Consider the following 22,511-nt stretch of genomic DNA (forward strand, 5'->3'; position numbering starts at 1 on the left):
GGAGGCCCGACTAGCGGCGCCGGTGCTGGCCGTTGAGGAGCGAGCGCAGGACGACGGCGCACACGGCGACCGAGACGGCGCTGATGGCGACGGCGAGGAGCATGGAGACCAGAACCGTGCCGACGACGAGGACGGCTCCGACGCCGCCGACGACGACCACGGCCAGGCCGGCGGGGGTGAGGTGGACGGCGGAGGACCGCGCCGGGACCGGCGCGTGATGGTGGTTGCAGACCACCGGGGCAGCCGTCTGGTGGGGCGCGATGTCGGCGGTGACGGTCGGCTGGACGAGCGGGGTGACGATGCCGTTCGGAAGCGGGTTGACCGGGATGCGTGGCTGAAACATGACGGTTCTCCCTACTTGTTGATCGTGTTGTCGATGAGCGGGGCGAGGATGCTGTCGGCGAGGAGGTAGCCGCCGAGGAGGATCACGGCGACGAGCCACCAGGGCGGGCGGATGAGCTTGATGCCGAGGCCGCCGACGACGATCAGGGCGAGCCAGAGCGGAACGTCCATGACGCAGATCTCCTTGGAGTCAGCGGGGCTTGCAGCGGTGCGTGCGGGCGGCGAGCTGGGCGGCCGAGGAGCTGGAGTACTCGGCGGACCAGCCGCAGCCGTCGGCCGTGCACACCGCGGCGTACCTGATGCGGCCGTGACGGTCGCGGTGGGTGCCGATCTGCACCGGGCCGATCCGCATCACGGAGTGGAAGTGATCGCGAGGGGCCATGAGGGTCTCCCATCAGGCGAGCTGGGCGGCGATGGCGTCGGCCATCAGGGGCGGGACGCCGAGGCGGGCGCGGAGAGTGTCGGCGTCGATCGGGTAGCCGGTGCGGGTGCGGTAGTCGTCGGCGACCTTCCGGGCATGAGCGACGAGTGCCGGCGGTACGGCCACGGGGGCGGGTTCGGGTTCCTGGACCTGTTCCGGTTCCGACTCCGGAGAGGGGAGGACCGGGGCGGCGGCGACCTCGGGCTCCGGCTCGACCACGTCATCCCGCTCGATGACCGCTTCCACGGCCGAGGGTTGCTCGGTGTCCGTGTCGGGTTCTGCAGGCTTGGCGACCGCTGGATGTCCAGGGGAGTGGACAAGAAGAGTCCCGCCGAGGAATGCGAGGGCGGGCCAGCCCGCGACGAGGATGCGCAGCCAGGAGGGAACGTGGCCGAGGTCGAGGAGCCCGGCGGTGGCGACGTTCGCACCGAGCGACGCGGCCAGGGCGACCATGAACCACGTCCAGGCCGAGCGGGCAGGTTCACCGGCGGCCCGCGAGGTTCGCAGCCGGTGCCAGGCGGCGACGAGCAGGAGATCCACGGAGACCGGGTAGGCCCAAGCCTTCCAACCGGACTGTCCGGCAGCCGCAGCCAGGTCGTGGAGATGAGCGAAGGACAAGGCGCCGGCGATCACGGCTTGTACGAGGACGGCGTCCGGTCGGCGGATGGGACGCATCGGAGGAGCCTCCTTCCGGTTTCGGGCATGGGCGAGGTAGGGACCTGGAGTGAAACGGTCACGCCGCCGTCGAGCGAGGGGATTCAGGCGATCGCAGGAGCCGTGACGGCCGAGGGCGCCGCGGCTTTGCCCAGGGGCGGCAGGACGGGCCGGAAGGCATCCAGCGCGGGGATCTCGGGCGTGCGGTGGGCGTGGGAGTTCGCGATGTTCACGGCCCGCCGGAGCGTGAGGTGGGGAGTACGAATGCGAACCCACCCACCGGAGGAGTCACCGGCGACAGCAGTGCCGGGCCGGTCGGTGCGAATCTGGACCGTGGCCAGTACGGCATCCGGGGCGATGTCGCCGAAGGCCATGTTGGCGGAGGTCTCGTCGTTGACGCGGTGAGCGGTCCGGCCTGTGAGCTGGGCGCGAAGCATGGTGATGCCCTTGCCGAGCTCGGAGCCGAAGCGCTGCCCGCAGATCTCCAGGTAGATGCCGGCGGCACGACCGAGCTGGGCGAGCCGTACGAGGGAGGTGATGATCCGATCCCGCCGCTTCTCCTCCTCCTTCGTGGCGAAGAGGGCGAGTTCGGCGACCTCATCGACCAGGAGCACGATCGGCGTCGGTCGCAGGTGATCGGGCAGGTCCCAGATGTCGGCGGTGATCTCCGCATCCGGCAGGTCTGCACTCAATCTCTGCTCGTGTCGGATCAGTTGGTAGACCTCCTCCATGTGCTCGACGAGCGCGTCGAGGAGGTCGGCAGCTGCATCAGGATTGTCGGCCAAGGCGGTGAACCGTCGCGCGAGCGGGGCGAGTTCGACACCCTGCTTGCAGTCGATCCCGACGAGGGCGATATCCAGCGCGGCGAGCGCGGCGACGAGGTTGCGCTGATAGACGGACTTCCCGGACTGGGTGGCACCGACGTTCAGCGCGTGCGGGGTCTGGCGGTAGTCGCGGTAGTAGACCTCCCCGTCCTCCCGCATGGCGACCGGAACCCGCATTACCCCACCGCGAGCAGCCGCGGGCATCTGGACCCGCTTAAGGACGTCGTACCCGGTCATCCGCAGCTCGACGACACCCGAGCGGACCTCCCGGGCGGTGACGTTCTGCATGACGAACGAGTGCCGGAGCCGGTCCGAGGCAGCGGAGAAGTCGAACGCGTCCTGACCGGGCCGCAGCTTCACCCGCAGCACCAGTCCGGTACGTGTCGGCCGCAGCCGCAGGATCCGGGGCGCCCGTGACTCGGGGATAGGTCGGCCGGTCATCCGGGCCAGTGCCAGGCGCCAGCGCGAGGGCGGGACGGTCAGCCCACACGCGTCCATGACCGACGCATACCGGGCGAGGATCCGCACCACGGCGAAAACGACGCCGAAGCTCACCCAGTACCAGGCCGGACGCTGCCACCGCAGCAGCAGAGCGACCGTGGCGACCAGCGCGAGGGAGACCGTTAAGGCGGTCATGGGTCAGCCGACCTTCGCGGCGGCGAGCGAGGTGACGGCGACGGCGCGGAAGCTGATGCCGTGGCGCTTCTGGCCGTTGAACTCGTTCTCCCACGGCCGGGCGACGACGCCGGTCAGGGCGACCGGGGTGCCCATGGACAGCTCCTCGGAGATGCCGGTCTTGGGCACGGTCAGGTTGAGGATCTCGGCGTTGCCGTCCATGACGAACATGACGTCGACCGTCATCAGCGGGGCACCGGTGTCCCGGTCGGTGGCGATCTCACCGGTCTGCCGGTTCGCGATCTTCGGGGCCGGGGGCTGGGCCACCATCACCATCGCGGCGGAGGTGTCGACGGGGATCTGACGCACAGTGGATCACTCCTCTATAGAGGTTGGACTCCTTCACTCCTGTATAGGAGTGACATGAAGAAGAGTGCACCACTCCTGTACATGAGTCAACCCGCCACGGAAAGAAACCGCAGCGGGTTGAGGGGAGTTGAGCGAGCGTCAGTCGGCTGCGGGGATCCGGTACTGGAAGACGAACTGGTCGGCGGCCATGAGGGTGTCGCAGACCTCCACGACGCGGCCCTTCGTGGTCACTGCGTCCCGCACCAGCTGAATCACGGGGGCGCCAGGACTCAGAGCCAACCCGGACGCCTCCGCCTTCGCGGCCGGCCGAGCCTGAAGGGTCTCCACGAACTCGGCGAAGGTGTGGCCGTGGTCTTCGAGCCGGGCGTAGATGCCACCGGGGCCGGGGTTCTCGGCGAACAGTTCGGGGATGTCCTTCACCACGTCCCACGGCAGGTATGACGAGGCGGTCTCGACGGGCGTCCCGTTCCGGAAGTACAGCCGCCGCCGCGCGAGCACCTGAGTCCCCGCGTCGACGCCAAGCCGTTCGGCGATGTCCGCAGGCGCTTCCATGGGCCCGATGTAGAGGACGCTCACCTTGGCCGTGGCGCCGGACTGCTCGGACTCGGCGAGATAGGCAGCCTTACCGCCTCGCCGATGAGAAGCGCGGAACCGATCCGAAGACCGAAGCCGTACGGGAGGCCGGTCCTTCACGATCGACCCCTTGCCGTGCCGGGTCTCGACGAGCCCGCTGGCCCGAACCTCGACCATGGCCTTACGGATCGTCCCGCCCGCAACCCCGTACCGCTCGACGAGCTCCGACTCACTCGGAACCATGTCGCCGGCCTTGAGGACGCCGGACCGGATCTGCTGGACGATCTCGTCCGCGATCTGCACGTACCGAGGTACGGCTCTGCCAGCTCCTGCTGGAGTTCCCACAGTCCTACCCACTCTCATATGCTCCTGTACATGAGTAGTGGGAGCGCGGGAACAAAGTCAACGCCGCTGCATTCCGTGTCCGTGGCCGGAGCGGTAGTGCGCGAAGACGGCCGCCTCCTGGCCATCCGCCGAGCGGACAACGGCACGTGGGAACTTCCGGGCGGAGTCCTCGAACTCACCGAGGCCCCGGAGGCGGGCGTCGCCCGCGAGGTCCTGGAGGAGACGGGCATCCACGTCGAGGTGGACGAGCTGACGGGCGTCTACAAGAACACCACCCGCGGCATCGTCGCCCTGGTCTTCCGCTGCAAGCCCTCCGGCGGTACCGAGCGAACCTCCGAGGAGTCCATTGCGGTCGACTGGCTCACGCCGGCCGAGGTCGAGGAGCGCATGGCCGAGGTCTACGCGATCCGACTCCTTGACGCGCTGGATGGGCGCGGCCCCCATGTACGGAGCCATGACGGCCGCCAACTGATCGGATGACTCACGAGGAAGCGATTCTCCTCATCCAGCGCCTCATGAACGCAGAGGCCTCCGAGGGCGAGTCCTCCGAGATCCTAGAAGCCCTCGAACGGGGCCTGGCCTGCCCGCATATCAGCGACTACATCTTCTGGGACCCGGACCCCGAGCTGACTCCTGAGAAGGTGATCGACAGGGCCATGGCCTACAAGTCGATCGCCCTCTGAGGCCAGCGCGGTAAGACTTTCTCTACTTCATCAAGGCCCGCGCACGGCGCGGGAGCGCGCCGCCTTTATGGCGGGGCCGCCGCCACTGTCTTCGCCAGCGGCGGCCCCGCCCGGCGGCGCGCCACGTGCAGCGGGTAGGCGAGAACCCATCACGTACCAGGACGGACAGCTCGGCGAGCTACGCGAAGCGTGATGCCATAGGGCAGCCGCGGGTTCAAGATGATGCCTCCGGCGGGGGCGCTCCGACTCCGGGATGGGAGGGGACCGTACGCGGGTGCCGGCCGGTGGGCTGTGTCGGTGGGGACTCCCATCCCGTCTGCCGTCGACCCAGGCAGAGCCGAGCAGACACGGCACCGGGCGTCCAGGTCGTTCGTACAGTGGCGCGCTCCACCTGGACGCCCGGCACCGCGCCTGCTCCACGGTGTGTGGGTCGACGGCAGACGGGATGGGAGTTAGGGGTGAGTGCTGCGTTCGATAGGACAGTGCGGCATTGATGACGGGAAGCCCAGCTGTGGGGTCCTCGCACAGTCAAAAGGTAAAGAAATGGTAAAAAATCTGGCGTTTGCCGCCTTGTGTGGATCCCCAGCGATACGCTCCGTCACCGGAGGTGCAGCGTAGCGACGGAGCGTATCGCTGGGGATCCACACAAGGCCCTCTAGAGAGCGATCGGCTTACGCCTTCTGTAATCAACGCAGGTCACGGGGGTTTTCACCGTCGACTCAGGGATCCAGGGCAAGAAAAAACCTGACCCACAAGGGGTCAGGTGAGTTATGAGAAGACCGTACCCCTGGGAGACCGCACGGTCAAGTCAGGTGGCGACTATCGGCCTACCAATCTACGGGCCTGGCGTAGCGATCAACGGGGTCTGACAGCTGGTGCTGCTGAAAGTCGGCCGCGGTCAGCTGCCTCCACCAGTGCTGACCAACACCAACCTGAGGGTTCCCCTTCAGGTCGCCGGCCAGCCGCCCGCTAGACGGATTGACGAGCCCAACCGGCACTCGCTTCCTTGCCTCGCTCAGAGGGAAGCTGAGATCGCTGTCGTTGGAGATCACGATGGCAGCGTCTATGGCTCCCCCGACAACATCGAGCAGTAGGTGCGATGCGACGTTCACGTCGCTGCCCTTCTCCTCGCTGTGCGCAAAGGAGGCCATGAAGACACCAGCCTGGCAAGGTTGGCCACCGTCCTGAACCATGATCGGCCAGGTAGGGGCGACGAGCTGCGGTCGCCCCTTACGATCCCGCGTTGCCAGCGGCGCGTACTTGACCCTGTACACGTACTTTCCGTACTCGATGTGATCGACACTGTTGGCCGCTACGAGTGCCTTCAAGTAGATGTCTTGGTCCCGCTGAGCAGAAGGATTCGTGGCTGCATCGATCCGCGCCGTGCAGTAGACCACTCTCTCCACAGACGCGCCGGGCCAGATCGTGCTCGCGTTCAGCAGGGATTCAGACAAACCGCGGATGTCAAGCCATCGCCAGCCACCCGCACCACGCCCGCAAAGGCTACGACCGCCGTAGTAGACGTTGTATGCGTCTACGTAAACCCCAACTCGCATCTATGGAACCTAGCATCAGCCGCCCACTCCGCATGCCAATAGTTGCGGCATGGCAATGTTGTACCGCGATCTCTGAGGCCGATCCCGTCCGGTCGCACCCTTTAAGGGCCCGAACGCGGCCTGGAGGGCCAGAGGAGGTGGTCTCACCTCCCGTGCGCCCTGATGCCTCCATGGGCGCCCGCATGCGCCTTCCGCAGAGCTAGGAGCACTCGACACACTCGGCTGGTCTGTCCGCTTGATGACACCAGGGGGAGTAGTGGCTCGAACGCAGTCCAAGTGTGGAGCGCTCACGCAAAAGGGGACCCGGTGTCAACGTCTCGCCATGATCGGAGCGTCCAGGTGCGACCGTCACCGCGGTGAGTGGTCCTTTTATGAGGTTCAGAAGCGCAAGGCAAAAAAGAAGCGGAAGTAGCCGGCCGCCGGGCCGTGTGCTGGGCCGTGGGAGGGCGACCAACAGTGGGAGGTCGGCTATGAGGATAATTCAGGAACGCGCAGGTCAGGGGCCTGCCATCTACTGGTTCGCTCGTGGGGCCGACGGTCAGGCAAAACGGGGTGTTTCTCACCGCGGCGGTAGGTGAAGTGGCTCGTGGTGGTGCCAGATGAGGTAGCGGTCCTCGCGGCGGAGTTCGGCGGAGCCCCACTCGATGCGCATGACGCCCTGAGTCATGGAGCAGGCGTAGGCGACGAGCACGAGCTTGACGTCCTCTGACAACAGCGCGAGGTCGGGGTGGGGCTCTTGCTCGTCCAGCTCGTGGAGGCCCAGGTCGAAGGCTTGCTGCATGGGCTCGGGGCCGTGCCGGCGTATCAGGTCGGCTCGGAAGCCCGTGGCGCGTCGCAGTCGTGCTGCCGTGACGGGGACGTCTTTCTTCGCGTAGCGGAGCGGATAGATCACATGGTCGCCAAGGATCATGAGCGTTCGTCCCTGTAAGCGCACAGTCGTGGCCGCGGGGAGTGAGGCGAGGCCCACTTCCAGTTCCTCGTACTGCGCGGCGTACAGGCCGTGTCCGTATGCCTCCAGGGTCTGGGTCTGTACTCCCTCGTGGCCGTTACGGGCACGGGTATGGGCTCGAACCAAGCTGGCGGGGATCATGTCGGTCAAGGGTCCTGCGGCGTCGCCGAAGGTCTTCTCGGCCCACCCTGTCACGGTTGCCATGGCCTACCGCCCTTCCCCCTTGTGGCACCTGAGCGCCGAGCAGCATTCAACGAAACCGTGCAGGCTGGGTGCGAGCTGCGCAAGAGGGCATACGGCGCATGACGAGGCGCACGGTGTCCGGTATCGGTTGCGTTGGGCGGCAGGTGGCCGTCAGTGGTGGGCCGTACGCTGCCGCCATGCACAGAGGAGCGATCACACAGGGATCCGTGCTCAAGGCCATTGCGGAGTACGACGAGTTGGGTCGGGATGCGTTCCTGGCGAAGTACAGCTTTGGCGAGGCTCGCTCGTATGTTGTGGTGCACGACGGGCGGGAGTACGACTCCAAAGCCATAGCGGGCGTGGCGCATCAATGGGATCAGGGGCGAGCCCTCAGACCTGAGGAGTTCAGCGGAGGCAAGGAGCACGCCGTGGCGTGGCTGAAGCGGGCAGGCTTCCAGGTCAAGGCCGTCAAGAATCCTGACTGGGCCCGGGACGAGATCATCCTTGCCTGTCAGCTCGTGAGGGAAAACGGCTGGAAGGGGCTGGACGCTCAGGACGCCAGGGTGGTCGAGCTGTCCGGCCTGCTCCAGCTGCTTCCCATCCACGCCGAGGCGGAGCGCAACGAGAAGTTCCGCAATCCGAACGGAGTGGCACGCAAGACGTTCGACATTGCCACGCGTCACCCGGAGTACCAGGGCAAGCCCACCAACGGCGGCGCCCTCGACGTTGAGGTGCTAATGGAGTTCCTTGCTCGGCCCGACGAGATGACCGAGGTCGGTCGACTCATTCGGCAGGGCATCGCGGCCGGCGAGCTGCAGAGCCTTGCGCCGACCGAGGAGGAGGAGTTCGACGACTACAGCGCTCCTGAGGGACGGCTCCTCATGCGCCGACACCAGGCCCGTGAGCGGAACAAGAGCCTACGGAAGAAGAAGATCGCTTCTGTGACTCAGCGCGGTGGGCGGCTGGCGTGTGAGGCGTGCGGGTTCGACTTCGAAGAGGTCTACGGCGACCGCGGTGCTGGGTACATCGAGTGCCATCACGTCGTGCCGTTGCACGAAGCGGGCGAGGGGCGGACCAAGCTCAGCGATCTCGCCCTCATATGTGCCAACTGCCACCGCATGATCCATCGGCGTGCACCATGGCCGACCCCTGAGGAGCTGCGAGCCTCCATCGAGCGAAAGCATGCAGCCGACAGGCTTGCCGCGGAAGCCATCGCACGGCCACGCAGGGCGGCTGACGAGCAGATGCCGAACCCGTGATCTGACATCCACTGCTGACATCAACGGCGGCGTACAGAGGCAGTCCCGGAGGACCGTGGATGACAGCCATCGCCAGGGCCGCCGAGGTGCGAGCCGCCGTTGGGCGAACTTACAAGGCAGATGTCGGCGACCAGGGGCCATGCCAGATCCGTGCCAGATCGAACAGTCAACCACGGTCAATTGGGGTCCGCGGCGGTGCAGGCAACCGTGGGGCGTGCAGGGTCGCCGTACGCGCGTTGACCAGCCAAGACCGTTGTGTGAGCGGCACCAGGCTTACAAAGCAGATGTCGGCGGTTCGAAACCGTCCGCGCCCACCAGTGACGAAGGCCCCCAGTCGATCTTGGCTGGGGGCCTTTGACGTCCATATCTGAGGCCAAAGGGCGTGATCAGGGAAAATGGTGGAGTAAGTCTTCGATACGGGGGGGAGTGGCTCCGGGAGAGAGAAGGAGCGGCGGAGGGGTTCGGGGCGGGCGGGTTCGTGGTGCTGATGGGCGAGTGCGCTTGAAGGCGGGGACGGCTTCTGGGCGCCGGTTCGTGTGGTCCACGGCTTCGTGCTCGATGACGGATGCCGTGCGCGCCTTCTGACGTGCGGCAGCCGTCTGGTTCCAGTCAGCAGGTCTCGCCTTGGGTGGCATGGGTGGTCGCGTCCCTGCCGCAGAGCGCTCGGTGGTAGCGAAGGTGCGCTTCGTCGAGTGGGTGGGCGGGGTGCTTGCGGAGCGGGCCTATGGGGCTGTTGTTCGCGGTCGAGCGAACGGTTCCTTCGGTGTCGATGTAGATCGCCAGGGTGTCGAACTGAACGTGGTGATTCGGGCACAGGACGAGCAGGTTGGCCTGTTCGTCGGGGCCGTTGTGGGGGCGGCCGAGGCCACGGATGTGGGCGGCCTCGCTGTAGGTGCCGAAGCGAGTCGACAGCTGGAGGGCGCACACCTGACAGCGGTCGCCGTGCAGCTTCTTCACCTTGGCTGTCAGGGCGGTGTCGCGAATAACGCGGGAGGAGGTGACCGTGCGGCGTGCGGCAGGAACCGTTTCCCTCGCGTGATCCTCTGTGGAGTCCTCGATACCGCCGGCGCTTTCGTAGCCGGCCAGGCCCAGCCGCTCCAGCAGGGCGTGCTGATCTATGTCTGCCAGGTAGGTCTCCCGCAGGACAGCCACCGCCTGAGACCGGACGAAGGGGTCTCCCAGCAGCCGCGCGACCTGCTCGGTCACCCCTCCTTCGGGGTTGAGCCTGTCGAACGCTGCGGCGTGGGCCACGGCGTCCAGCTCGGGTGGGAGGCCATGGACATCCCACAGTCGGCTCGTCTGCAGGTGCACGAACGGGTACTCGGGGGTGACGGAGGATTCGGGAAGGCCGAACTCGGCCAACAGGCTGCCCACTTCCTCGCGGAACTCTCGCCAAGGTGCGAGGTGAGGCCTGCCCGTGGCCACTCGGGAGATGCTCCACAGCAGAGCCAACGGCTTGTGCCTGCTCTGCCGACCATTCCTCTTGTGGACCCGGAGGTTCCTCAATCTGTCCATGAGCACGTTCACCATGAGCTCGGCGGACGATTCGGTCGGTGTGCGGGAGGCCGAATCGGAGACGCCCGGTTCGCGTGGCGCGTGAAGCGGCGGGAGTTCCCGGCCACTCTCGGGCGACTGCCGGACCGTTTCCCTGCCGCTGGGAGGGCGAACAGCCCGACGCCGAACCTCGGGCATCGCAGCAGGCCCCTGCTCCACCCACTGACGCCAGGAACGGGGAGCGAGCTTGAGCGCGTCCGCGGTCGAGAGCTCAGGGTTGCCCCGAGCCTCGATCCAAGCCCAGTCGACCCGATCGTCCTCTGCGCTCAGATCCAGGACGGACAGTTCGTATCGATAGTTCGGGAAGGAGATTCCCTTCGCCCGCTGCTCGATCTGCTCGGCGTGCTCGATCACCGCCACGCCGCAGAACTCGACGTATCCCTTGGGCGTCTTGTTGCGCGAGACCGCGGCGAACACCAGCAGCGGTACGGCTAGCGCGCGTTGCTCCGCAGTGGGCCCCTGGTGTTCCTCCAGTGCCTCCAGCAGTACCGCATTGCCTTGTGTGGTGCCCACCGGCACCGTGTGGTCGACTCGATGGTCGCCGAAATAGAGGATTCGGCCGTTGTCCAGGTCGAACACATCGTGCCAGGGCGTTTCAGCCGTTCCGGCCTTCCACGGGCTGGAACGGATCAGGATGCACGGACGGCGCAGCCCGCCGGGCGCCTTGATCTTGGCAATCGGGTTGATGCCCTTGCTGAGCTGGATCTGAGCGAGCCTCTCCGAGGCTGTGACGTGGTGGATGTTTGGGTGACCGTCGATGAACGCCACCTCGGGATCTCTGTTTCGAGCAGACCGAAACACGTCCCCGACACGCAACAGGCTTCCCACCGGTCCTCCCCCTCATGGCACTGCCCCGCCTCCTCGATCTTGCCAGGTCCGCGAGGCCACTGGCCTTGCAGGTCAAGTGGTGGCTCGCCTCAGTTTCGTAGGTGTGGCCAACCGTCTCTGTTGGAGTAGCTCTCGAAGCAGTAGCGGGTCGTGCGGTGCCACTCCTTGCCGGTGGCCAGCTCGTACGCCTCGTCCGGTACGGATAGCAGCCATTCACCGTCGTACTCGGTGGAGGTGTACGGGGCGAACTTGTCGATGTCGAAGAAGACGCTCTCCCACACGGTTTGGCCTGCGGCTACGACGGCGCAGCGTGTGTACAGGAACACGTCGGACGATTGCGGGAACGGGTTGCCGTCTCGGTCCGTCAGGTCGACCACGGGGAGGGTGCCGAACTTCTCCTGGTCCAGGCGATAGAGGGCCTCGGCGTGACGTTCGGCGAAGCCGATGATGTCGGGGACGGGGCGGCGGCTCAGCTCCTCGGCAAGCCGCTGGCAGCTCTCTTGGGTTGCTTCGCCGTCCAGGGTGGCTATCAGCGCCCAGAAATCGGCCCATGTCATTCTCACAGGCGCAGGATGTCAGGGCGGTCTGACATCAACGAGAGCGCACAACCGAACTGGGTTGTCAGTGCTTCGGCATACCTTCTCGCCATGGCGAACAGACCCCCTGAGAAGTGGCGTGCCTGGATGGTGGAGGTGGCCCGCGATGTCGAGGCCGGGATCTTGGATCCCGAGTGTGCCGGCGCGGCGGAGATGTACCCCGAGTCCCTGCTGAGGGCGACGGATTCAGCGTTGGAGGCGTTCGAGGCGGAGGTGCGTGGGCTCCTGGAACCCTCCGACGATGAGGTCTTTGGAACGGTCGAGAGGGCTGTTCTCGCGCTCAATGCTGTCGACGGTGACGCGAGCCACGGTGGCGCCGGCTACTGCACTGAAGAGCGGGAGCAGCTGTGCGAGTACATCGATCTCACCTTGGGGGAGCATGGTGTGGACGTGGCTGCTCTGGCAGCGAGGAGGGGCATCGATCGTGCCGAGATCACGGACGCCTGGCGCGACTGGTGACCACCGTTTCCTGAGCTTCCGCGGGTGTCTGCGTATGAAGACCGAGCCCCTGTCTCCGGCGCCTTGCCCGTGCGGCGGCATCATGAGTTTCATGACTTCCGGAACCGGCTCAGCGCCGATCGAGAGCACTCACGTCACGGCCGCCGTTGAGGGCACGGGGCTCCACTTCTCCTGGGATGCCGATGCCCGGATCGAGGTGCGGAACCTCGGGGCCGAGGTCGTCATCGAGGCGAATGCCGCGGGGCTCCGGACGCTTGCCGGGCATCTTTTGGTGCTGGCAGGCGAAGGAGTTCCCGATGGAGCACATCTGCACCTCGAAGACAGCAACGGGCTGGAAGACGGGTCCGTCGGACTGGTCCTGGAGCGCATCGACGAGGAGTGACCGGCCCCTCGTAGCCCTCGCCGGAGCTGACATCCAAAACTGACATCAACGACGGCGGATGACGGCGGTCGCACGCGGTTTGCCGTGGCGGAGGTGACCAGCGATCCGCCCCTGGTGAGAGCGCTCCGCACGAGCTTACAAAGCAGATGGCGGCGGTTCGAAACCGTCCGCGCCCACCAAGGGAAAGGCCCCCAGCCGATCATGGCTGGGGGCCTTTGGGCAGTCGTGCAGTCGACCTGCGCTTGAGTGGCACAAGCTTGGGGACGGCTCCTGAGCAGCCGATCCATGTCGTCGTACCCGCCGCCCTGTGCGAGATCCGCTACAAGACCCCCATCAATCAGTGACGGGAGGCGTGTGAATGGCAATGGATCTTCAGTTCAGTTGGGAGCTGGGCGACGCCGGGGGTGCCACGTACCGGATCGTCGACGGCGCTTCGGAGCACCAGGCCCACGTCGGCTACTGCACGGACGCCCTGGCAGATCTGCTGCACGCCATGACGGGGCTCTTCCGGTGAACGCTTCTCGTTCGACCGCGAGCCCATGGAGACGAGGTAGCTGCTCCGGCGCCAAGGGGGCGGATGTGGCCATCACCGTCTTCGAGTTCCCGGACGGGGGGACGAGCTGGGGCTCGCCCGACGAGACGGGCGGCGCTCTTTCCTGGAGTTCGGTCCAGCCCCGCAGCGCGCTGTGCCACGCGGTGACGGAAGCGGCCGAGACCGTGCTGCGGGACCACGGTGAGGACGGGTACCAGGAGAAGTGGATGCTGCATCCGTTCCCCGTGGCCGCTCTGCAGGACCTGCGGCGCTTGCACCGGCGCGACGACGGCTGCCGGCACGAGCAGTGCCGGAGCGACCCTGAGGGCCGGTGACGAGGGCGGTGTGCGCGACGAGCGGCTGTCCGACCGGCGGCGGCCGTTCGCGGGACGGCGCCAGGCGGCATCCGTATCTGACATCAATGACGGTGGATGACAGCAGCTCTGCACGGCCCTTCGTGGTGGCCGCGAGCGGGGGGGGTATGCCCTGAGCGGTCTTGATCCGGGCGAACTCTTAGGGCAGACGCGGTGGTTCGGGGCCCCGTCCTTGCCCACCGGGGCGAAGGCCCCTCGTCGATCACGGGCGGGGGTCTTCGAGGCGGTGGGAGCGGGTGTGGTCGGATGAGGGGATGAGCACCTTGTACTTGTTTGCCGGCGCCGCCGATCCCGTTTTCGACATCGCCCGCGTCATCGAGGACGCGCAGGCCGACGGTTGGGACGTCTGCCTCGGGCTCACCCCCGCCGCGGCTCGCTGGCTCGCCGGGTCGCTCGACGGGCTCGCCGTGCTCACCGGGCATCCCGTGCGGTGGGACTACGGGCTTCCCGGCGAGCCGGACGTGTGGCCGGAGGCCTCGGCGGTCCTCGTCGCGCCGGCCACCTTCGACACCGTGAACCGGTGGGCGCTCGGGATCACGGACGAGTGGGTCGTCGGTGTGGTCGCGGAGGGGATCGGCAGGGGGATCCCGATGGTGGCCGTGCCGTGCCTGAGCGCGGCCCACGCCCGGCACCCGCAGTTCGAGCGGTCCCTGGAGACCCTCCGCGGCGCCGGGGTCTCGGTGCTGTACGGCGAGGACGGCTTCCCGCCCGACCCGTCGGCGCCCCTCCCGTGGCGGCCGGCCCTCGACGTCGTCCGCGAGCGGGTGGCCGTCGGCTGAGCCGGGCGGCCTCGCAGTTGACGTGGGCGCGTTCCGGCCGGTGTACTCCGGACATGTCTGACGTGGGGGACGCGCCCGAACCGGGGGCGCAGGGCGGCGAGATGACGCCGCAGCGGTACATCGAGACCAGGGTCGCGCAGTACCAGGAGTGGTACGACGCCAAGGCGACCCGGATGAAGGCGATGCACCTGCGGATGCGGACCCTGTCCGTCGTCGGCGGCGCGCTGGTGCCGGTGTTCGTGAACCTCGACCTGGCGTTCGCGCGGGTCACCGCCACGGCGCTGAGCGTGGTGGTCGTCGCCGCCATCTCGCTGGAGAGCGTGTACCGCTACCGGGAGCAGTGGAAGAACTACCGGTCGACGGAGCAGCTGCTCGGGCACGAGCGCGTCTACTTCGAGACCAGGGTCGGGCCGTACCGCGACCTGGCCCGGCGCGAGGCGTTCTCCGTCCTCGTCGCCCGCGTCGAGAAGGCCATCGCCAACGAGAACTCCGCCACCCTGAACGTCATGACCCTCGGCGGGCAGGTCGAAACCGACGTGCAGCGGCAGGGGGGTCCGGCCACCCGGCAGGAGGTGGTGGAGGCCGCGTAGCGCCCGCCGCGGGCCCCGGACGCCGGGACCCGCGGGGGTGTCAGCCGACCTGCGCGGTCAGCACCACTTGTAGTCGACCCGCGTCGAGTTGTACGAGCACGTGTCGACCGTCGTGCCGTTCGACCGGCGCAGCTTCGCCGTGTCCCGGTCGTTGTTCCAGACGTACGCGCCGCGGTTCTGGTACACGTTCGCGGACGTGTTCGTGCCGCGGCCCGTGCGGACCGTCACGATCTTGCCCTTGCCGAGCGTGTAGTTGCCGAACGTGTACTTGTGGTTGGCCGCGTCCGTCAGCGTCCAGCCCCGCAGGTTGACCGCCGCGCCGGTCGTGTTGCGTATCTGGACGTACTCGGCGTTGAGGCTGCTGGTGGACCGGTTGTCCGTGCCCGGGCTGTCGTAGTAGATCTTGTACAGGTGGACCGACCCGGCGGCCTGGGCCTGCGAAGGCAGCAGGAGGACGCCGGAGGCGGCGGCCGCGGTCACGGCCGCGAGCGTGCGTACACGAAGCATGAATGTCCCTCGGTTCTCTGCCGGACGCCCGCCGATGGGGCCCGACGAGCACACAGGATATGCATGATCTTCACTTCTTCCGCATGACTTCCGGTCAGTCCCGGTCATCCGTCCTAGACTCGTCGCATGGGCAGCGAACCGCTGCGGATCACCGTCCTCGGGTCCGCCACCCCCTTCCCCCGGCCGGGCAACGCCTGTTCCGGCCACCTCGTCGAGGGCGGAGGCGTCCGCCTCTGGGTGGACGCCGGGACCGGCACCCTCGCCGAGCTCCAGCGGTACGTGTCGCTCGGCGAGGTCGACGCGGTGTGGATCTCCCATCTGCACGCCGACCACAGCGCCGATCTGCTCACCGCCTTCTACGCGTTGCTGTACGCCGGGCTCGAAACCCCGCTGCCCGTCCCCCTCTTCGGCCCGCCCGGCATCGCCGATCGGCTCGCCGCCTTCCTCACCAACGGGTCCTCCCGCAGCCCGGTCGAAAGCGCCTTCGCCGTCGAGGAGCTGCACGACGGACACCTCGCTCGCGTCGGCGGGCTCACCCTCCGGTCCCGCGCCGTCGACCACGGCGGTCTGCCCGCCTTCGCCCTGCGCGTGGAGGACGGGGAGGGGCGGTCGCTCGTCTACTCCGGGGACTGCGAGCCCTGCCCCGCGCTCGTCGAACTCGCCCTCGACTGCGATCTGTTCGTCTGTGAGGCCGATGGCGCCGCGCCCGGGCACCATGCGGCGGCGCAGGCCGGACGGAGCGCCGCCGCCGCCCGCGCCGGACGCCTCGTCGTGACCCACGTCGGGCCGGGCACCACTCCGGCGGAGGCCGTCGCCCTCGCCGCCGCCGAGTACCCCGGCGACGTCGTCCACGCCGACCCCGGACTGCGGTTCGAGGTCGTCGCCGTCACGCGTCGAAGTCGTACTCCAGGACGTACGACGACGAGTCCAGCGTCATCTCGTTGAGCTCCACCGCCACCCCGGGCCCCGTGAAGGCCGTGCGGCCGATGAGCACCACCGGCGTCCCGAGCTCCAGGGAGAGCCGGTCCGACTCGTCCGCCGTCGGCATCCGGCAGCGGATCTCCTCCCGGAACCGCACCGGCCGGTGCCCCAGCTCCGCCAGTCGCGCGTAGGTGCCGCCGGGGCCCGTGTCCGGCTCGGTGATCGGCGTACCGCGCACGAGTTCGGCGGAGAGGTATGACACGGAGAGCAGCACCGGCTTCGCGTCGAGGACGAAACGACGGCTCCGGACGCAGACGGGAGCCCCCGGCGCCAGGTTCAGCGCCCTCGCGACCCGCTCGCCGGCCTCCGTCTCTCCCACCTCGATCCGGTCGACGACCAGCTCCCGGTCCTCGACGTCCGCCGACCAGATCGAGCGGCCGCCGCCCCACCGGTCCCCGGCGAGGCGCGGGATGCCCCGGCGGCGCAGCGGGCGGAAGGCCCGGACGAAGACCCCGGTGCCCTTGCGCGCCTCGGCGAGCCCCTCCGTGCGCAGCACGGACAGGGCCTGGCGAGCGGTCATGCGGGCCACGTCGTAGGTCGTCATGAGGTCGTTCTCGCCGGGGAGCCGGTCGCCCGGCGCGAAGGTGCCCGACTGGATCGCGATCCTCAACTCGTCGGCGATGCGCTGGTACTTGGGCCGGCGAGCGCTGTCCTGGTCAGTCACGGGTGGACCACTCCCTTCGTCTGCGGGACACCCTACGGCGCGCCCCTCGGCCCGGGTGCCCGCCCGCACGCCGTCCCGACCGGTCGATCCATCCATCGGGGGACATCTCTAGAGATACGTTGACAGGGTCCGGTCGTCGCGCTTCCCTGAGTGTCCCCGAGCTTCAGGAACCGGGACGGAGGGGATGCGTGCAGCCACTGCCCGAGGTCGGTGACCTCGTCCGCGACACCGCCACGGGGCGGGTCGGTTTCTACGTGGAGAGCGCCTCCGGACGCTTTCTGCTCCGCGCCGTCCACGGTGGCCTCGAGTGGGAGGCCGAGCCCGGCGACGTCCAGCCCGCCACCCCCCTGCACGAACTGCGCGCCCGCACCGCCGAGATCAACGCACGGAGCAGACGCGGTCTGGCCGGGTGAGGAGTGAGGGGAGTGGGGTGGGCGTGAGGCGTGGGGTGGGCGTGAGGCGTAAGGCGTGAGGTGGGTGTGAGGCGTGAGGTGGGCGTAAGGCGTAAGGCGTGAGGTGGGTGCGAGGCGTGGTCGTTCCTGAGGGGCTGCCGGGCGGTCGTCCCCCGGGTCTGCGGCGTGCTCGGGACGGTTGTCAGTGGTCCGCGCCACACTGGAGACATGTGCCGCAGCATCAAGACGCTCCGCCCGCCCGTCCTGCCCGAGGAGGCGACCGAGGACGACATCCGCGCCGCCGCCCTGCAGTACGTCCGCAAGGTCTCCGGCTTCCGCGCCCCCGCCGCCCACAACCGCGAGGTCTTCGAGCGGGCCGTGGACGAGATCGCCGACGCGACCGCGAGACTCCTCGACGGCCTGGAGGTGCGCGGCGCGCATCCCGCCACCGTCAGGACGCGGTAGCCCCCGGCCGGACGGCGCCGGGGCGCGGAGCCCCGGCCCGCCGTCGTCAGGACGCGGGCGCGGGAGCCGCGGCCGGACGCCGTATGAGGTACGCGGCGAGGCCGCCCGCGAGGAAGAGCGCGAGGGTCGACACCCCCGCGCTGAACCAGGTCGCGCCCAGCCACTGACCGCCGAGCCAGCCGAGCCCCACGCTGTACGAGGCCCAGGTCACGCCCGCCAGCGCCGACCACGGCAGGAACTCCTCGATCCGTCGCTTCGCCGCGCCCGCGCCCAGCGAGACCACGGAGCGGCCGGCCGGGGCGAAGCGCGCGAGCACCACGAGCAGTCCGCCGCCCCGCGCGAGCGCGGTGCCGAGACGTTCCTGCGCCAGGGAGAGGCGGCGCGAGCGTCCGATCGCCCGGTCCAGCCTGGCCCCGCCGCGCAGCGCCAGGCGGTACGCGAGGAAGTCGCCGAGCACCGAGGCGCCGGCCGCGCAGAGGAGCAGGGGGAGCAGGGACGGCACGCCGGGGGAGGCCCCGGTGGCCGTCGCCGCCGCCGTGGCGGCGGTGATCACGAGGAAACCGCTCGGCAGTACGGGCAGGAAGACGTCGAGCAGGATCGACGTCGCCACGACCGGGTAGATCCACGGGCCGGCGGTGAGCGACCGCAGCGAGCCCAGGCTGTCGAGCAGATTCACAGGCCAGAGCCTACGCGGGAGAGGGTGCCCGACCGCCGGTGGGTGCCTGGGGCCGGAGGGGGGAGGGGCGGAGGGGAGAGGGGGAGGGCGGAAGGGGCGTGGGGGCTGGGGAGAGGGGCTGGAGAAGGAGGCCGGAAACCGTGCTGCGGTTTCCGGCCCCTTCCGGTAGGCGTGCCCGTACGTCAGGCCGCGACCGGCGCGCCCCGCTCCTCCCGTGCCCGCGCGTCCGTCGCCTCACGGGAGCCGAAGAGCCGGTCGAGGGCCAGGGCGCCCGGGCCCGTGAAGACGATCAGCGCGAAGGCCCAGCAGAACATGGCCGCGCTCTCGCCGCCGTTCTGGATCGGGAGCAGCGACTCCGGCTGGTGGACCTTGAAGTACGCGTACGCCATCGAGCCCGAGGCCAGGAAGGCGGCGCTTCGGGTGCCGAGTCCGGCCAGGACCAGGATGCCGGCGCCGAGCTGGATGACGGCCGCGTACCAACCCGGCCAGGTGCCGGTCGGTATCGCGCTGCCGCCGAGGACGCCGAAGAGCGAGGAGGCGCCGTGGCAGGCGAAGAGCAGGCCGACGACGATGCGGAAGAGGCCGAGCGCGTAGGGCTGGGCCTGGTTCAGGCGGGCGGTGGGGCTCGCGGGGGCGGCGGGGGTGGCGGGGGTGCCGGGCGCCGTGCCGGGCTCGGCGGCGTTCGGGGAGTTCAGGTCGGTCATGGGGGTGGGACTCCTTCGGTCTGGCCCCGTCCGTGGGGACGGGACGCGGGGGGACGGAAACCGATGAGGCCGTAAGGTTAGGCACCCCTCACTAGTACTTGCAAGTTCAACATCTGGTCACCGGGGGCGCGTGGTGGGGCTCGCCCCCGGTGACCGCCACTGATGCGAGCTCAGCGGACCGACGGTCAGCAGCCGTTGAGGACGGACTGCAGGGCGCTCTTCTCGGCGGAGTCGACGCTGAGGTTCCAGTAGTACTTCACCTGCACCCAGGCCCGGACGTACGTACAGCGGTAGGCCGTGCGCGGGGGCAGCCACGTCGCCGGGTCCTGGTCGCTCTTGGACTGGTTGACGTTGTCGGTGACGGCTATGAGCTGCGGCCGCGTGAGGTCGTTCGCGAAGGACTGGCGCTGGGCGGTGGTCCAGGAGTTCGCGCCCGAGCGCCACGCTTCGGCGAGCGGGACCATGTGGTCGATGTCGAGGTCGGAGGCGACGGTCCAGGTGGCGCCGTCGTACTCCGAGTACCAGCTGCCGCTGGTCGCGGCACAGTTGGAGTCGGTGACGACGTTCACGCCGTCGCGCTTGAGGACGGTCTCGCGGGTGTTGCAGGTGCCGGACTGGGTGATCCAGTGCGGGAAGAGGTCCCGGCTGTAACCCGTGGTGGAGCCCGCCGCCTTGACCGTGAGGGCGGCCAGGTAGGTGCGGGCGGTCGCGGCGCTGACCGGGGTCGGCATGGCGGCCTGTGCCGTCGGCGCGGTGGCGAGGAGGCCGGTGACGGTGAGGGCGGCGGAGGTGGCGAGAACGGCGAGTCGACGCGCGTAGATCATGCCGACGGGCATGTGAACTCCCTTGATGTGGGGGGACCTTGGCTGGTTGCCGTCCCCGTGGGGTGCCGGGCGGTCGGGCCCGGTCATCGTGGCGGCGCCAGGTTTCCGTGAGGGGTGCGCCAGGTAACAGGGTGACGACATGGACACGTCACATCAAGGGGTGTGCGGGTTCTGATGGAGCAACAGATTCCGCCCGTGTTCAGCGTGTCAGGGGTTCAGGAGTTCAGGGGGGTGGCCAGGGGGTGAGGGGGGAGGGGTGCTGATGCGTGGAACCGCGGCCGGCCCGGAAACGCCCCACGCGCGACCGGAAACGCCTCACGCGCGGCCGGAGGTTCCGGCCGCGCGCGAGGGTGTGGGGGAGGGGCGTGGGGGAGAGGGAGTCGCGAGGGGAAGGGGTGTCGCGAGGGGGTGCCGCTGCTACGGCAGTACGGTCAGCGTGATCGAGCCGTCCTCCGCGCGCCCGACCCGAAGCCGTGTGAGGTCGGCGACGTGGACGTCCGGCGCGAAGGCCGCCGCGCGCGGGCCCACGCCCACGACGCGCATGCCGGCCGCGCGGCCCGCCTCGATGCCCGCCTCGGAGTCCTCGAAGACCACGCAGTCCTCCGGAGCGAAGCCCAGCGCCGCCGCACCCTTGAGGAAGCCCTCGGGGTCCGGCTTGCTGGCGCCGACGCTCTCGGCGGTGACCCGGGTCTCCGGCACGGGAAGCGCCGCCGCGCCCATGCGGGCCTGGGCGAGTGCCTCGTCCGCCGAGGTCACCAGGGCGTGCGGGAGGTTCGCGATCGCGGCCAGGAAGGCGGGGGCGCCGGGGACGGGCACGACTCCGTCGAGGTCGGCGGTCTCCTCGGCCAGCATCACCCGGTTGTCGGCGTGGTTCTCCGCCATCGGGCGGTCCGGGAGGAGGACGGCCATCGTCGCGAACCCCTGGCGGCCGTGGACCACCTTGAGCACCTCGTCCGGGTCGATCCCGTGCCGGTCCGCCCAGCGGCGCCAGCAGCGCTCGACGACGGCGTCCGAGTTGACGAGGGTGCCGTCCATGTCGAGCAGGAGGGCGCGGGCGGTGAGCGTTGCCGGGGTGCTGGCGGGCATCGGGTCTCCAGAGGGGGTGGCGGAGAACGAAGTGGACCCGCCCACCGGTCAGGGAGTGCGGGCGGGGCCACTTTGTTCTTCCACGATACAAAACCGCGGGGCGTCTTGGCCAACCGGTCCGCGTGCTGGAACCCGGCGGCCCGCCGTCGCTGCTCGCCGTCGGTCCTGATGCCGACCGACGTCGGTCCCGCTGCCGGTCGACGCAGCCCCGCTGCCGGCGGGCGTCGGGCCCGCTGCCGACGGTGTCGGCCCCGCCGCCGGCCGTCGCCGTCCGCCACCGTCCACCGTGCCGGGGCTAGAGCCAGGTGCTCCGCTCCAGGGCCTCGCGGGTGTGGGGGCCGTACACGCCCTTCGGGTCGTCCTTGATGAACATCCAGGACTGGTAGCTCTTCACCGCGCGCCAGACCTCCTGGTCGTACTCCCCGTCCACCTCCCCGTGGTACGCCCCCGCCAGGATCAGCCGCGCCTGGAGTTCGACCACCTCCTCGCCCGTCGAGCCGAGGCTCAGCGTGACCACCGTCTCATCGGTCGGCCGCGCGGACGGCGTGGCCGTCGTCGGCGCCGCGGTCGTCGGAGCCGTGGAGGGGACGGCGGCCGGAGGCGCCGCCGGGCTCGTCGACGCCTGCGGGCTCGCGGTGGTGCGGCTCGGGGAGGAGGTGGGGGACGGGGAGGCGGACGCGGACGTCCGCTGCGGGGCCGGGGAGGACGTGGTCGGCTCCGGGGTCTCCGAGGAGGAGGAAGGGGACGGCTCCTCCGACACGGCGACGTTCAGTGACGCGCTCGTGGTCACCTCCGGGACGGCCGCCCGGTCGCCGGTCTCGTCCGCGCCGCCGAGGACGGCCGCCGCCAGGGCCGCGGTGCCCACCACGGCGACGGCTGCCACCGCCGCGACCACCGTGCCGCGCCTGCGGCCCCGGCCCCGCGCCTGTTCCCGGCCGTGCGGGGACGGCGCGGCGCCGATGCCGCGCAGCAGCAGCGGCATCGTCTCGGAGGGGTCGCCCGTGGCGCCGGGGCGAGCGCCCTCGGGATGCGTCCCCGGGCCCGGGCCGTACCCGGGATTCGGCCCCGGGGTCGCCGTCGGGTTCGCCACCGGCATCGGTGCCGTGAGGGCGCTCCCCGGTCGGATCGCCGCCAGCTGGGCGGTCGGCGGGTCCTCCGCCGTGTACGCCGGCTCCGTCGCGTACACGGGCAGATGTGCGGTCGGCTGCCCGTCCGGTCCCGCCGCGCCGCTCCCCGCCGAGCCGACCCCGGCCCCGAGCGACCTGCCCGGCCCCTCCGACCCGTCCGCCCTCTCCGACCCGCCAGACCCCTCCGTCCCGCCCGGCCCCTCCGATGCCTCCGGCGC

At 69.4% G+C, this 22,511-nt stretch carries 30 protein-coding genes; 12 read left to right on the forward strand and 18 right to left on the reverse strand.

Features of this window, described 5'->3' with window-relative positions:
- Nucleotides 1-10: 10 nt before the first annotated feature.
- From ACZ66Z_RS23025 to ACZ66Z_RS23055, 7 genes are all read right to left on the reverse strand, one after another.
- On the reverse strand, nt 11-343 hold the full coding sequence (locus ACZ66Z_RS23025; RefSeq protein WP_469936762.1) for a SpdD-like protein: 333 nt from the start codon (nt 341-343) through the stop codon (nt 11-13).
- A gap of 11 nt (nt 344-354) precedes the next feature.
- Nucleotides 355-513 carry a hypothetical protein gene (locus tag ACZ66Z_RS23030; RefSeq protein WP_250765506.1) on the reverse strand — a complete coding sequence of 53 codons (159 nt, stop codon included), beginning with the start codon at nt 511-513 and terminating at the stop codon, nt 355-357.
- A 19-nt stretch (nt 514-532) separates the two neighbouring features.
- Nucleotides 533-724 carry a mobile element transfer protein gene (locus ACZ66Z_RS23035; protein WP_469936765.1) on the reverse strand — a complete coding sequence of 64 codons (192 nt, stop codon included), beginning with the start codon at nt 722-724 and terminating at the stop codon, nt 533-535.
- A gap of 12 nt (nt 725-736) precedes the next feature.
- The gene (locus tag ACZ66Z_RS23040; protein WP_469936767.1) at nt 737-1,438 is read right to left on the reverse strand and encodes a DUF2637 domain-containing protein; all 702 of its coding nucleotides are present in this window, start codon (nt 1,436-1,438) and stop codon (nt 737-739) included.
- Between the two features lie 83 nt (nt 1,439-1,521).
- Nucleotides 1,522-2,877 (reverse strand): FtsK/SpoIIIE domain-containing protein, encoded by a 1,356-nt coding sequence (locus ACZ66Z_RS23045; RefSeq protein ID WP_469936769.1) that lies wholly within the window; start codon nt 2,875-2,877, stop codon nt 1,522-1,524.
- Nucleotides 2,878-2,880: 3 nt separating this feature from the next.
- A complete protein-coding gene (locus ACZ66Z_RS23050) occupies nt 2,881-3,225 on the reverse strand; it encodes an SCO3933 family regulatory protein (protein WP_030688073.1) in 345 nt (114 codons plus the stop codon).
- 138 nt (nt 3,226-3,363) lie between these two features.
- The gene (locus ACZ66Z_RS23055; protein ID WP_469936771.1) at nt 3,364-4,161 is read right to left on the reverse strand and encodes a GntR family transcriptional regulator; all 798 of its coding nucleotides are present in this window, start codon (nt 4,159-4,161) and stop codon (nt 3,364-3,366) included.
- Between ACZ66Z_RS23055 and ACZ66Z_RS23060 the strand changes: the two genes are divergently transcribed.
- Together ACZ66Z_RS23060 and ACZ66Z_RS23065 are read left to right on the forward strand one after the other, a co-directional pair.
- The gene (locus ACZ66Z_RS23060) at nt 4,162-4,623 is read left to right on the forward strand and encodes an NUDIX hydrolase (RefSeq protein ID WP_469936773.1); all 462 of its coding nucleotides are present in this window, start codon (nt 4,162-4,164) and stop codon (nt 4,621-4,623) included.
- Nucleotides 4,624-4,658: 35 nt separating this feature from the next.
- Nucleotides 4,659-4,826 carry an e9imm peptide gene (locus tag ACZ66Z_RS23065; protein WP_469936775.1) on the forward strand — a complete coding sequence of 56 codons (168 nt, stop codon included), beginning with the start codon at nt 4,659-4,661 and terminating at the stop codon, nt 4,824-4,826.
- Nucleotides 4,827-5,653: 827 nt separating this feature from the next.
- Here the strand turns inward: ACZ66Z_RS23065 and ACZ66Z_RS23070 are convergent.
- Nucleotides 5,654-6,280: a PIN domain-containing protein gene (locus ACZ66Z_RS23070; protein ID WP_381620903.1), complete on the reverse strand. Its 627-nt coding sequence runs from the start codon at nt 6,278-6,280 to the stop codon at nt 5,654-5,656.
- 661 nt (nt 6,281-6,941) lie between these two features.
- Nucleotides 6,942-7,292: a hypothetical protein gene (locus ACZ66Z_RS23075; RefSeq protein WP_469936777.1), complete on the reverse strand. Its 351-nt coding sequence runs from the start codon at nt 7,290-7,292 to the stop codon at nt 6,942-6,944.
- A gap of 419 nt (nt 7,293-7,711) precedes the next feature.
- On the opposite strand from ACZ66Z_RS23075, the gene ACZ66Z_RS23080 reads away from it, so the two are divergent.
- Nucleotides 7,712-8,773: an HNH endonuclease gene (locus ACZ66Z_RS23080; protein WP_469936779.1), complete on the forward strand. Its 1,062-nt coding sequence runs from the start codon at nt 7,712-7,714 to the stop codon at nt 8,771-8,773.
- A 609-nt stretch (nt 8,774-9,382) separates the two neighbouring features.
- Here the strand turns inward: ACZ66Z_RS23080 and ACZ66Z_RS23085 are convergent.
- The gene (locus ACZ66Z_RS23085; RefSeq protein ID WP_469936781.1) at nt 9,383-11,095 is read right to left on the reverse strand and encodes a phosphorothioated DNA-binding restriction endonuclease family protein; all 1,713 of its coding nucleotides are present in this window, start codon (nt 11,093-11,095) and stop codon (nt 9,383-9,385) included.
- A 149-nt stretch (nt 11,096-11,244) separates the two neighbouring features.
- Entirely contained in the window at nt 11,245-11,712 is a 468-nt protein-coding gene (locus tag ACZ66Z_RS23090; protein ID WP_469937007.1) for a DUF4240 domain-containing protein, read from the reverse strand.
- Nucleotides 11,713-11,802: 90 nt separating this feature from the next.
- Here ACZ66Z_RS23090 and ACZ66Z_RS23095 point away from each other — a divergent pair, with 90 nt between their 5' ends.
- From ACZ66Z_RS23095 to ACZ66Z_RS23120, 6 genes are all read left to right on the forward strand, one after another.
- Entirely contained in the window at nt 11,803-12,210 is a 408-nt protein-coding gene (locus ACZ66Z_RS23095; protein ID WP_469936783.1) for a hypothetical protein, read from the forward strand.
- 91 nt (nt 12,211-12,301) lie between these two features.
- Nucleotides 12,302-12,592, forward strand: a complete 291-nt coding sequence (locus tag ACZ66Z_RS23100) for an Imm32 family immunity protein (protein ID WP_469936785.1) — start codon at nt 12,302-12,304, stop codon at nt 12,590-12,592.
- A gap of 358 nt (nt 12,593-12,950) precedes the next feature.
- Nucleotides 12,951-13,106: a hypothetical protein gene (locus tag ACZ66Z_RS23105; protein ID WP_469936787.1), complete on the forward strand. Its 156-nt coding sequence runs from the start codon at nt 12,951-12,953 to the stop codon at nt 13,104-13,106.
- A gap of 65 nt (nt 13,107-13,171) precedes the next feature.
- A complete protein-coding gene (locus tag ACZ66Z_RS23110; RefSeq protein ID WP_469936789.1) occupies nt 13,172-13,459 on the forward strand; it encodes a hypothetical protein in 288 nt (95 codons plus the stop codon).
- 293 nt (nt 13,460-13,752) lie between these two features.
- Entirely contained in the window at nt 13,753-14,277 is a 525-nt protein-coding gene (locus ACZ66Z_RS23115) for a flavoprotein (RefSeq protein WP_469936791.1), read from the forward strand.
- A 53-nt stretch (nt 14,278-14,330) separates the two neighbouring features.
- Nucleotides 14,331-14,867, forward strand: a complete 537-nt coding sequence (locus ACZ66Z_RS23120) for a DUF4231 domain-containing protein (protein ID WP_469936793.1) — start codon at nt 14,331-14,333, stop codon at nt 14,865-14,867.
- Between the two features lie 57 nt (nt 14,868-14,924).
- Here ACZ66Z_RS23120 and ACZ66Z_RS23125 read toward each other — a convergent pair whose 3' ends face one another.
- Nucleotides 14,925-15,374 (reverse strand): lamin tail domain-containing protein, encoded by a 450-nt coding sequence (locus tag ACZ66Z_RS23125; RefSeq protein ID WP_469936795.1) that lies wholly within the window; start codon nt 15,372-15,374, stop codon nt 14,925-14,927.
- A 126-nt stretch (nt 15,375-15,500) separates the two neighbouring features.
- Between ACZ66Z_RS23125 and ACZ66Z_RS23130 the strand changes: the two genes are divergently transcribed.
- Entirely contained in the window at nt 15,501-16,319 is an 819-nt protein-coding gene (locus tag ACZ66Z_RS23130) for an MBL fold metallo-hydrolase (protein WP_469936797.1), read from the forward strand.
- Here ACZ66Z_RS23130 and ACZ66Z_RS23135 read toward each other — a convergent pair.
- Nucleotides 16,261-17,019, reverse strand: coding sequence for a GntR family transcriptional regulator (locus tag ACZ66Z_RS23135; protein ID WP_469936799.1), 759 nt, complete (start codon nt 17,017-17,019; stop codon nt 16,261-16,263). The two genes, ACZ66Z_RS23130 and ACZ66Z_RS23135, sit on opposite strands and share 59 nt — an antisense overlap.
- 188 nt (nt 17,020-17,207) lie before the next feature.
- On the opposite strand from ACZ66Z_RS23135, the gene ACZ66Z_RS23140 reads away from it, so the two are divergent.
- Nucleotides 17,208-17,432, forward strand: coding sequence for a hypothetical protein (locus tag ACZ66Z_RS23140; RefSeq protein ID WP_469936801.1), 225 nt, complete (start codon nt 17,208-17,210; stop codon nt 17,430-17,432).
- Between the two features lie 207 nt (nt 17,433-17,639).
- A complete protein-coding gene (locus ACZ66Z_RS23145; protein ID WP_469936803.1) occupies nt 17,640-17,876 on the forward strand; it encodes a DUF2277 domain-containing protein in 237 nt (78 codons plus the stop codon).
- Nucleotides 17,877-17,922: 46 nt separating this feature from the next.
- Here ACZ66Z_RS23145 and ACZ66Z_RS23150 read toward each other — a convergent pair whose 3' ends face one another.
- The 5 genes from ACZ66Z_RS23150 to ACZ66Z_RS23170 form a co-directional block, all read right to left on the reverse strand.
- On the reverse strand, nt 17,923-18,552 hold the full coding sequence (locus ACZ66Z_RS23150) for a DedA family protein (protein ID WP_469936805.1): 630 nt from the start codon (nt 18,550-18,552) through the stop codon (nt 17,923-17,925).
- A gap of 182 nt (nt 18,553-18,734) precedes the next feature.
- Complete coding sequence (locus tag ACZ66Z_RS23155; protein WP_469936807.1) at nt 18,735-19,256, reverse strand: DoxX family protein; 522 nt, start codon at nt 19,254-19,256, stop codon at nt 18,735-18,737.
- 185 nt (nt 19,257-19,441) lie between these two features.
- Nucleotides 19,442-20,092 (reverse strand): HNH endonuclease family protein, encoded by a 651-nt coding sequence (locus ACZ66Z_RS23160; RefSeq protein ID WP_469936809.1) that lies wholly within the window; start codon nt 20,090-20,092, stop codon nt 19,442-19,444.
- A gap of 405 nt (nt 20,093-20,497) precedes the next feature.
- Nucleotides 20,498-21,166, reverse strand: coding sequence for an HAD-IA family hydrolase (locus tag ACZ66Z_RS23165; protein ID WP_469936811.1), 669 nt, complete (start codon nt 21,164-21,166; stop codon nt 20,498-20,500).
- 295 nt (nt 21,167-21,461) lie between these two features.
- A complete protein-coding gene (locus ACZ66Z_RS23170) occupies nt 21,462-22,352 on the reverse strand; it encodes a peptidoglycan-binding domain-containing protein (RefSeq protein WP_469936813.1) in 891 nt (296 codons plus the stop codon).
- Nucleotides 22,353-22,511 lie beyond the last annotated feature (159 nt).

The organism is Streptomyces sp. NPDC107498, from assembly GCF_055582805.1.

What these genes read in the sequence shown, in the direction of transcription:
- ACZ66Z_RS23130 (WP_469936797.1), top strand. Translation starts at nt 15,501, where the DNA reads ATGGGCAGCGAACCGCTGCGGATCACCGTCCTCGGGTCCGCCACCCCC.
- ACZ66Z_RS23045 (WP_469936769.1), bottom strand. Translation starts at nt 2,877, where the DNA reads ATGACCGCCTTAACGGTCTCCCTCGCGCTGGTCGCCACGGTCGCTCTG.
- ACZ66Z_RS23090 (WP_469937007.1), bottom strand. Translation starts at nt 11,712, where the DNA reads ATGACATGGGCCGATTTCTGGGCGCTGATAGCCACCCTGGACGGCGAA.
- ACZ66Z_RS23125 (WP_469936795.1), bottom strand. Translation starts at nt 15,374, where the DNA reads ATGCTTCGTGTACGCACGCTCGCGGCCGTGACCGCGGCCGCCGCCTCC.
- ACZ66Z_RS23060 (WP_469936773.1), top strand. Translation starts at nt 4,162, where the DNA reads ATGCTCCTGTACATGAGTAGTGGGAGCGCGGGAACAAAGTCAACGCCG.
- ACZ66Z_RS23065 (WP_469936775.1), top strand. Translation starts at nt 4,659, where the DNA reads ATGAACGCAGAGGCCTCCGAGGGCGAGTCCTCCGAGATCCTAGAAGCC.
- ACZ66Z_RS23035 (WP_469936765.1), bottom strand. Translation starts at nt 724, where the DNA reads ATGGCCCCTCGCGATCACTTCCACTCCGTGATGCGGATCGGCCCGGTG.
- ACZ66Z_RS23080 (WP_469936779.1), top strand. Translation starts at nt 7,712, where the DNA reads ATGCACAGAGGAGCGATCACACAGGGATCCGTGCTCAAGGCCATTGCG.
- ACZ66Z_RS23055 (WP_469936771.1), bottom strand. Translation starts at nt 4,161, where the DNA reads ATGAGAGTGGGTAGGACTGTGGGAACTCCAGCAGGAGCTGGCAGAGCC.
- ACZ66Z_RS23105 (WP_469936787.1), top strand. Translation starts at nt 12,951, where the DNA reads ATGGCAATGGATCTTCAGTTCAGTTGGGAGCTGGGCGACGCCGGGGGT.
- ACZ66Z_RS23160 (WP_469936809.1), bottom strand. Translation starts at nt 20,092, where the DNA reads ATGCCCGTCGGCATGATCTACGCGCGTCGACTCGCCGTTCTCGCCACC.
- ACZ66Z_RS23075 (WP_469936777.1), bottom strand. Translation starts at nt 7,292, where the DNA reads ATGATCCTTGGCGACCATGTGATCTATCCGCTCCGCTACGCGAAGAAA.
- ACZ66Z_RS23100 (WP_469936785.1), top strand. Translation starts at nt 12,302, where the DNA reads ATGACTTCCGGAACCGGCTCAGCGCCGATCGAGAGCACTCACGTCACG.
- ACZ66Z_RS23095 (WP_469936783.1), top strand. Translation starts at nt 11,803, where the DNA reads ATGGCGAACAGACCCCCTGAGAAGTGGCGTGCCTGGATGGTGGAGGTG.
- ACZ66Z_RS23155 (WP_469936807.1), bottom strand. Translation starts at nt 19,256, where the DNA reads ATGACCGACCTGAACTCCCCGAACGCCGCCGAGCCCGGCACGGCGCCC.
- ACZ66Z_RS23040 (WP_469936767.1), bottom strand. Translation starts at nt 1,438, where the DNA reads ATGCGTCCCATCCGCCGACCGGACGCCGTCCTCGTACAAGCCGTGATC.
- ACZ66Z_RS23120 (WP_469936793.1), top strand. Translation starts at nt 14,331, where the DNA reads ATGTCTGACGTGGGGGACGCGCCCGAACCGGGGGCGCAGGGCGGCGAG.
- ACZ66Z_RS23030 (WP_250765506.1), bottom strand. Translation starts at nt 513, where the DNA reads ATGGACGTTCCGCTCTGGCTCGCCCTGATCGTCGTCGGCGGCCTCGGC.
- ACZ66Z_RS23165 (WP_469936811.1), bottom strand. Translation starts at nt 21,166, where the DNA reads ATGCCCGCCAGCACCCCGGCAACGCTCACCGCCCGCGCCCTCCTGCTC.
- ACZ66Z_RS23145 (WP_469936803.1), top strand. Translation starts at nt 17,640, where the DNA reads ATGTGCCGCAGCATCAAGACGCTCCGCCCGCCCGTCCTGCCCGAGGAG.
- ACZ66Z_RS23115 (WP_469936791.1), top strand. Translation starts at nt 13,753, where the DNA reads ATGAGCACCTTGTACTTGTTTGCCGGCGCCGCCGATCCCGTTTTCGAC.
- ACZ66Z_RS23025 (WP_469936762.1), bottom strand. Translation starts at nt 343, where the DNA reads ATGTTTCAGCCACGCATCCCGGTCAACCCGCTTCCGAACGGCATCGTC.